5 protein-coding genes are annotated in these 8,189 nt (G+C 62.5%); 2 read left to right on the top strand and 3 right to left on the bottom strand.

What is annotated here, in order from left to right:
- Nucleotides 1–594: 594 nt before the first annotated feature.
- From ACH196_RS33460 to ACH196_RS33450, 3 genes are read right to left on the bottom strand one after another with little or no spacing between them, the layout of a single operon-like run.
- On the bottom strand, nucleotides 595–1,275 hold the full coding sequence (locus ACH196_RS33460) for a peroxiredoxin-like family protein (protein WP_396651171.1): 681 nt from the start codon (nucleotides 1,273–1,275) through the stop codon (nucleotides 595–597).
- An 18-nt stretch (nucleotides 1,276–1,293) separates the two neighbouring features.
- Nucleotides 1,294–4,593 (bottom strand): adenylate/guanylate cyclase domain-containing protein, encoded by a 3,300-nt coding sequence (locus ACH196_RS33455; RefSeq protein WP_396651168.1) that lies wholly within the window; start codon nucleotides 4,591–4,593, stop codon nucleotides 1,294–1,296.
- 14 nt (nucleotides 4,594–4,607) lie between these two features.
- Nucleotides 4,608–5,180 carry a 3'-5' exonuclease gene (locus tag ACH196_RS33450; protein ID WP_396651170.1) on the bottom strand — a complete coding sequence of 191 codons (573 nt, stop codon included), beginning with the start codon at nucleotides 5,178–5,180 and terminating at the stop codon, nucleotides 4,608–4,610.
- Here ACH196_RS33450 and ACH196_RS33445 point away from each other — a divergent pair.
- Together ACH196_RS33445 and ACH196_RS33440 are read left to right on the top strand one after the other, a co-directional pair.
- Nucleotides 5,169–5,303 (top strand): hypothetical protein, encoded by a 135-nt coding sequence (locus ACH196_RS33445; RefSeq protein WP_396651172.1) that lies wholly within the window; start codon nucleotides 5,169–5,171, stop codon nucleotides 5,301–5,303. The genes ACH196_RS33450 and ACH196_RS33445 overlap by 12 nt on opposite strands.
- A 331-nt stretch (nucleotides 5,304–5,634) precedes the next feature.
- On the top strand, nucleotides 5,635–8,187 hold the full coding sequence (locus ACH196_RS33440) for a pyruvate formate lyase family protein (RefSeq protein WP_396651167.1): 2,553 nt from the start codon (nucleotides 5,635–5,637) through the stop codon (nucleotides 8,185–8,187).
- The last annotated feature ends 2 nt before the right edge of the window (nucleotides 8,188–8,189 follow it).

Raw genomic sequence — 8,189 nt, 5'->3', positions numbered from 1 at the left:
TCGACTGCGCGGTGTTGTTCTGGCATTGTCATGAACGTCCATCCGAGGCTCCTGGCTGGCGGTCGCGTGTGTGGTAACCGCAACCTCGCATCCAAGCCTCGGACGGACAACCTCCATAGCAATGACACCTAGGTCAAGAGCATCTGGCGTGAGGTGGCAGGCAAGGGATTTGTCACTCCGGCCAATCCCGCTCACTGGCCATCGGCACCCTCCATCACCCTGGCCTTGATCTCGTCGTCCCGGTCGTTGTCGTCCAGCATGTTCAAGAACGTCGAGGCCTCATTGCCGAACCCGCCCTTGGCCTTGCGCGCGCGGCGCGATTGACCGGATTGTCGAGGTAGCTCTTCAGCCAGTCACCACGCCACTGGCGTTTGCCCTCCATCGTCCGCGGTTTCCCAGACATCAATCCAAGCAAGGCCAAGGAAAAATTCTGACCCGAAGCAGGCCCCTGGGAAGAGAAGACGCGTATGGCTGCTTCGCGCCGCATGTCGGTCATTGAGGATGCCTTTGCCACCGCCTGAAAGCGGACGTCAGCGGCGACCACGCTGAAGGATGCGGCTGCGCCACATGCGGACATTATCGCGTTTCGTAGGTCTATTGCGCGACCTGCGACACGGCCGACATCAGTTCCTGCGGGCTCGGCGCACCGAACATGTATCGCCCGCCTTCGGGGACCTCGGTGAAGCTCCAGCGGACGATGCCTTGGCGGTCGAGCAGGAACTGGCCGACCAGTTGCCCGTGGCCTGTCGCCGCCATCTGCTGGTCGGCTTCGGTCATTTCGTAATTGTCTTTCTTGTCGAGGAATTCGGCTGCAGCCAACGGGTCCATCGGACCGGGTAACTCGCCAGGGATTTCGATCCGCATACTCACCACGTCGGCCATCGAAACCTTGTGCGGCCAAGACGTCTCGTTCTCGGTGAATTCGAGATTGGGCAGTCCAAAGGCACGATGCGAGGCGCGTTCGGGGTCGGCGGCCGCGAGCAGGTTCGGCATCGGATGGTAGCGGAAGTAGAGACGCGCGCGGTCGATAGGCGTGTTGACGACCGTCAGGCTTTCAACCCCCTTCTGGCGCAGTTCCGGGTCCAGTTGCGCCTGCGCCGCGATGTGACGCCGGCAGAAGGGGCAATGTAGCCCGCGGAACAGGCCGACCAGCACCGGCTTCTGATCACGAAAGTCGTCAAGTGCGACCTTGCCTTCCCGAGTGATGGCGTCGAGCACAACGTTCGGCGCGCGGTCGCCCGGCTGCAGAGGGCCTAAATCAATACGCGCGGACATTTCCAACCTCCCACCCGGCTAGTCGAGAAATGGCAGCACCACAAGCGCTTCCGGGTCCAGCCCGTGCTGGGCGCAAATTCCCTGCGCCAGGGAAAAGTAACGCTCCGCCTCGGCCAGATTGTCGAGATCGAGATTGAGCGTGGCGAGGCCATCATAGCACGGAAAGAGCAGTTGCGGTTCGCCTGTTTCGCTCGCAACGTCCAGCGCCTCGCCGTAAAAGCGCGCTGCGAGTTGCTGTTGCCCGTGGCACTGATGGATCTGCCCCAGTACGATCAGTGGAACAGGCAGATGCTCGCGCTGGTCGAGCGCCCGGTCGATCTCGATGGCTTTCTCGGCGGCCGGCACTCCCTCGGTGGGGCAGCGATCCGTGAATGTGCAGCAGGCAACCGCCAGATTGGCCAGAAGCCGCGCCTGAAAACCCAGATCGCCGATACGGCGCGCCACTTCGAGGCCGCGCCGGCATACGTCGATCGCTCGCGCCGGATCGATGGTCGTATAGAGCACGCCGAGATTGGTGTAGCCGCGGCACGCTGCGCAAGGCAGACCGGCCGCTTCGGCCATTTCGATGCCTCGCTCCACCTCTCGTACGGCTTCGCGGTTTCGTCCAAGCCGCGCCAGCGCAACGCCCTTGGTGTTCAGCGCTTCGGCAGTTACCAGTGTGGCTTCACGCCCTGTGTCGGAGGCGTGCTCCCCCGTAAGCGCGCGGACGCAGTCCAGAGCCACGTCCGCCCATTTCGCCGCGAGAGCATGATCTCCATTGCGGAATGCCAGACGGCCACGCTCTTGCCAGAGATGTGCCTGCTCGATCGGGGCGTCCGCGCCCTCGAGAAGCGCCGCGGCCTCGACATAATGAGATTCCGCGCTGTCACGTTTGCCCGCATCCCAGAGCAGCCGGCCGATCTTGCGCAGAACCCGAGCCGAGGCAATGTGATCGCTCGCTTCGCGGTAGGCCTGCAGCGCCGTCTCGTAGTGGTCGTGCGCAATCTGACGATGGCCGGCGGGGCCGCACAAATCGGCTATGCGTTCGGCAAGCGAGAGCCTGAGCGGGGTCTGTCCCGTCTCGGCCAAAGTGGCCAGCGCGCGCACGTAGAAGCGAAGGGCGTCGTCGTTGGCGTAGATCATGCGGGCCCGATCGCCAGCCGCCCGCAGGTAGCGCGCGCCCTTCTCATGCTCGGCACTCAGCCCGAAATGATGACCGAGCACGGTCAGGTCTTCGAGGCGTTCCGGGTTGTCACCGCATTGTCTTTCGAATGCGGCGCCGATCCGTCCGTGCATGTCGGTCCGGCGCTGCAGGAGCAGATTCTGGTAGATCACGTCCTGCAGCAACGTTTGCGTGAAACGATAGCATTGCGACGAGAGCGAGCCCGATCCGGCTACCTCCTCGATGATTTCCGCATCGCAAAGCAGTTCGAGGCCGGCTTCAAGCCTGGCCGGGTCGGCCGTTACGACTTTGAGAAGCGAGGCGTCGAAGCGCGGGCCGATGACGGCAGCTTCCTGGGCTAGGTGACGCACCTCCTGCGGCAGCCTGTCGACGCGAGCGAGCAACATCGCCTGAATGGTGGCGGGAATGCCGGCCACAGCTTCATTGCGAGCGATCTGCCATTGCTGGCCGTCGCGCTTCAGCACCCCAAGATCGATCAGGCCCCGCACGATCTCCTCGAGGAACAGGGGATTGCCGCCGGCGCGGTCGAGGATCTGGTCGCGGAGCCCCGCGGCGGACCTCACCCAGCGGTCGCCGAAAAATGCTGTCAGCAGGCTGCGACCGTCAGCGACGGCGAGCGGCGACAGCCTGAGCGCGGTATGACTGATACGGCTCGAATCGAGCTGGTCGTTCTCCAGCGCCGGGCGATGCGTAACTACCAGCATCAGCCGCGTGCGTTCCAGCCTGTCCAGCACGAAACGCAGCGCTTCGAGCGACACGGCATCGGCCCAATGCAAATCCTCGACGACAATCAACAAAGGCGACAGGGCCAGGCGCCGTTCGATGATCGTGCGAACCGCGTAGAGGATTTGCCGCCGCAACTGTTCCGGCTCGACATGCTGCAGGACCGCGTTGGGGTCGCCGAGGCCGAGCACATGGTAGAGCAGCGGCATCAGCCGCTCTGACTCCTCGCCCCCCAGGCCCAGATCGGTCAGCAACGCTGCGAGCTTCGCCCGCATTCCGTCCGGCGTATCGTTTTGCATCATTCCGGCGGCGCTGCGCACGACGGCGCCGAGCGCGCCGTATGACCGTTCGCCTAGCGGTGAACAGGCAGCCTGCCGTACGGCGACGCTGCGAAAGCGCTCCTCCTCGCCAACGCGGGCGACGAATTCCTTTACCAGGCGCGATTTCCCGATGCCGGCTTCGCCAACGAGGCGGACAAGTTGCGCCGAGCCTCCACACGCCCGGTCGAGGCTCGCCAGCAGTCTCTGGAGCTCCGCATCGCGGCCGATCATCGGCGCGCTGAGGCCGAGCGCTTCGAGCCCGCGCGCGGCGCGCGGCGCGGCAAGCGGCTCACGCAGCCGATGGACGAGTACGCTGCCGGCCTTGCCGCGGAGCACGACATTGCCAAGCGACTCGTAGGCGAATGCGTGCCGAGTCAGCCGGTGAGTAAGCTCGCCGACCAGGACCTCCCCCGGTGCGGCCAGCGATTGCAGCCGCTGCGCCGTGTTTACCGTGTCGCCGGTCACCGAATAGGATTTCGCTGAACCGACGCCCAATCCGCCGGTGACGACCGGCCCGGTGTTTATGCCGATATGGAGCACCAGGGGCGGCCCCGCATAGGCGGCGTGTTGGCCGAGGCGCGCCGTTCGGTCCATCATATCGAGGGCTGCGCGCAATGCGCGTTCCGGATCGTCCTCATGGGCGAACGGCGCGCCGAACAAAGCGAGCAGTGCGTCGCCGATGAACTTGTCGACGAAACCGCCAAAATTCTGCACGGCTGTGGTCAACTCCCGGAACAGATCGTTCTGCAGCGCCTGCATGACCTCGGGGTCGAGTTGCTCGCTGAATGTCGTGAAGCCGCAAAGGTCGGCGAACAGGACCGTCACGGTCCGGCGATCGGCATCGGAGGGTGGATGCGGCGACCCGCTCTTGCCTTTGACAGATGGCGGGGGCGGAGTCCGGGACTGCGGCTCAGCCGCCTGGGCCGGCATCGGCGCGGTCCGGTCTTCGCCCATCACCGTCGCTCCGACGCTCGCCCCGCATTTCGGGCAGAACTGGAAGTCCGGCGCGCATAGATAACCGCAACTGGTGCATGCGATGGGCTGGCACAAGCCGCACTTGGGACAGAAAGCGAAGCCGCTTTCAACCTGGAAACCGCAGCCCGGGCAGTCCATCGACCAAGACCTCGCTAGGGGCCGTGACGGCGCGATCTCATTACACGCCTCCTATCACGGCCAGGGTCTTCACAAGGATGAACCGATAACCCTCGACCGGCAAGCGGCAGCGTACATGGGCGTCGAGCGGTCGTTGTGAGCGCAATCGACTCGGGCGGCTTCATGGCCGTCGTTTGCGTCGAAGCAGCATTACAACCTTCCTCCAAAGTCCCCCCGCAGGAATGCCATCTCTGCGCCGCATCTCGGTCATAGAGGCACATATAGTGATTCCTGAAGCGGACCTTGCTTTCGATCCCGCGGAAGTATTCGGATGTGCCATCCAAGAGGGCATTCAGAGGAGAATGAGCGGAGCTTCTTTGGGTTGGGATTCGACATAGGCCGGGAACTCGGTTGACGAACCAGTTCCTCGCGCCGGGCGGGCGGATACGTGAGCTGCAGGTGGCAAGAACCAGCCGCTCCTTTGCCCTCGAACAGGCGACGAAGAACGCCCGGCGCTCCGCGTTGGCGTTATCCCAGAACGTCTGCTCTTCGGGTCCGAGCACTATGACCGTCCCGAATTCAAGACCCTTGATCCTGTGGACCGTCATCACTCGCACCGCACTGTCAGTCAAAAAGCCGGCAGCATCAAGCGGCTCGGCTTCACCAATCCGATCCTGATCGGAGACGATCACGAGATCATCGCCGGCCATGGCCGCGTAACGGCGAGTTAGTCGAAGTGGCGCGCAACGATACTGTGCAAGAACATCCACTTGCTGCGAGACTTGGCTCACTCATTTCCGAATCACTTGCAGTCCCGGAAATCTCCGTGCCGGATGCTTATCATCGCCATAGCCCAGGCTACCCCGGAAACTGAAAGCCCCCCGGAAACAACCGCATAGGGGAGTTTTTCCTGATTCTTACTGCCGTTCTTTCCAAAAAGGCGCGTTTCTCAAGAATTGGTATTGAAATTGACTTGCTAAAGTGCTTTCTTTCGTTAAGAAATCAAAGGTCTCATCTTTGTTGAAATGATGCCTCGCGTGTTCGTGCTTGGGGGAACTGGGCGTGCATCACAGTGACGTTGATTACTGGCGTTCTCTGCAGGCGCTTAAGGCGCCACACCCGGATCTCCCGACTCCTCGCGTCTGTCGCCTGCTCGAGCGTACCTTCCAGAAATGGCGCGAGAAGCCCTGTTGGCTGGACGAGCGCGACGTTGGGCACCTATTTCGCGGCCCTAACTCCGACGGAAGGGAGCAAGGCTGGTCCGAGAAGCCCATCATTATCCGCAAGGCCCGGGCTATCGAGAAGATGCTCGAGATCATTTGCTTGCCGGATGTGGCCGCCCGCGCCGGCAGCTTTCAGATCGACCCGGATGAGCTCATCATCGGAACGCCGCCGCCGTTCTCGGTTGGGCAGGGCAAGGAGTTCGTCCGCTATTTGACTGTCGAGGAAGAGCTCCGTGCGATGCTCGATTATCTCAACGAACTCTCGCCTATGGGGCACATCGTCCCGGATCACATGCGGGTGGTCCAGCGCGGGCTCGCGGCGCTCATCAATGAATGTGAAGCGCGCGCACAGGAAGCCGAAAGTGCCCAACGGGAATTCTACGAGGCGACCGCCATCTCGATGCGGGCGGTAATAGCGTTTGCTGGGCGCTATGCAGATCACGCCGCGGTGGTCGCCAAATCCCTAGGCCCGGATGATCCTCGGCATACCGCCATGGCCGCCGCGGCTGAGCGACTTCGCCGTGTCCCTGCCCAAAAGGCGGAATCCTTCCTCGACGCTCTTCAGAGCATCTATATCGTCCACTGCGCACTCCATTGGACGGTCGAGATTGTCCCGATCGGGAGACTCGACCAGATCCTTCAGCCACTGCTCACAATGGACCTCGACAAGGGGATGGAGATCGAGGACGCTCAGGAGGCACTCGACTGCTTTTGGATAAAGCTTGACGAGCGCGCGATCCTAGACCGTCGACATCTCGAAAACAGATTTACTGCCGCGGACGGCGTTCTCACTGGTTTCTGGGGGGCCTCGAACTTCGACCAAGGCGGGTTGCTCAACCAATGGATGCAGCAAATTACGATCGGCGGGGTGCTCCCTGACGATGCCGACGAACCGACCGACGCTTGCAACCAAGTCACCAGACTTTGCTTGGAAGCGGCGCGACGGCTACCGCTCAACAGTCCGACCCTGGACCTCAGGGTCCACGCCGGAACGCCCGACGATGTCCTTGATCTCGCTGCGGCTGCACTCCTCAGCGGCGGTGCACATCCGGTCCTCCTCAATGACGACAAGATCATCGCAGGCCTGATCGAGGCAGGTGAGAGCGGAATGTCGCTGGCGTCCGCCCGAAACTATGCGTGCGACGGCTGCTACGAAACCATGGTCGCTGGAGAGTCGGAATTCAGCTTCGGCTTTGTTTCAGCACCCGACCTCGTCGAAAAAGCGCTCAACCGGGGTGCGAGCTTCAGTGGGTCCGGACCCGTCAATCTACGGGGTTTGAAAGACAGTTGGCGCAGCCCACCAGCACCGGAGATTGAGGACTGGCCGCACTTCTGGGCAATCCTCGTCGAGCACATGAAGCTCGGTTGCCATCGTTACCTGCGCAACCTGTTCCTGAACTACGGCAACAAGACACCCGTCGCACCCTCTCCATTGCTCTCGTGCCTGATCGGCGGATGCCTGGAGTCCGGCCGCGATTTCACCGACGGAGGCGCAAATTTCCATATCTTCTCACCGCTCCTGACGGGCATTAGCACAGCTGCCGACTCGCTCTACGCCATTCGCAAGCTGGTTTTCGAAGAGCGCTGTGTCGCGATCGACGAACTGGTAACGGCGCTCGCCACCGACTGGGGTAAGAGGCTCGTACAGCAGAACGGTGCATCGCTTCCAGCCCATGGCAGAGCAGTCTCCTCTGAACGGATCGCCGAAATCCGAGGCCTTTGCGAGAGCCAGCCCAAGTTCGGCTTTGGCAACAAAGCGATCGACGAGATCGCCTGGAAGCTCATCAACGATTTCTGCGACGCTGTTCGGAAACTGCGGTCCTCGCCGGTCCACGAGGAGGCGCTAGCTCGACTCAAGGAGCGCTACAGCACCGGTGGCAAGTTGTTCGACATCATGATCGCGCCTGGCGTCGGCACGTTCGAACAATATATCCTCGGCGGCTCGTTCCTCGGCGCGTCAGCAGACGGCAGGAGCGCGGGCACTACAATCGCTTCCGACCTGTCGCCCTCGCCGGTCCATCGGCATCACGAGCCAGTTCCTTCAGAGGGAGGCGCGCGTCACGCACGCGAGGGGAATTTGGCCGCAAGCTTCGCCAGCTATGCCGACAGCTCGATGAGCCGCCTCGGTGACGGGGCGCCCGCAGACTACAATCTCCCTGAAAACTATCCCCCCGAACGTCTCGCCGCGAAGCTGCGCGATTTCGCGAACGGTGCTGGCGGCTCGATCGCGACCTTCACGGTTGCCGATCCCGAGACGCTGGCCGGCGCAGTTGAACGCCCTGATGAGTTCAATTTGGTCCGCGTTCGCATGGGCGGCTGGACCGAATTTTTCGTTGCGCTCTTCCCCGACCATCAAGAGCAACATCGGCGCCGGCCGCTGTTCGTGGAGTAGAG

The organism is Mesorhizobium sp. IMUNJ 23232 (genome assembly GCF_044326205.1).
Lineage (GTDB): Bacteria > Pseudomonadota > Alphaproteobacteria > Rhizobiales > Rhizobiaceae > Kumtagia.
This window is presented reverse-complemented; position numbering and strand designations above follow the sequence as displayed.

What these genes read in the sequence shown, in the direction of transcription:
- ACH196_RS33460 (WP_396651171.1), bottom strand. Translation starts at nt 1,275, where the DNA reads ATGTCCGCGCGTATTGATTTAGGCCCTCTGCAGCCGGGCGACCGCGCG.
- ACH196_RS33455 (WP_396651168.1), bottom strand. Translation starts at nt 4,593, where the DNA reads ATGGACTGCCCGGGCTGCGGTTTCCAGGTTGAAAGCGGCTTCGCTTTC.
- ACH196_RS33450 (WP_396651170.1), bottom strand. Translation starts at nt 5,180, where the DNA reads ATGACGGTCCACAGGATCAAGGGTCTTGAATTCGGGACGGTCATAGTG.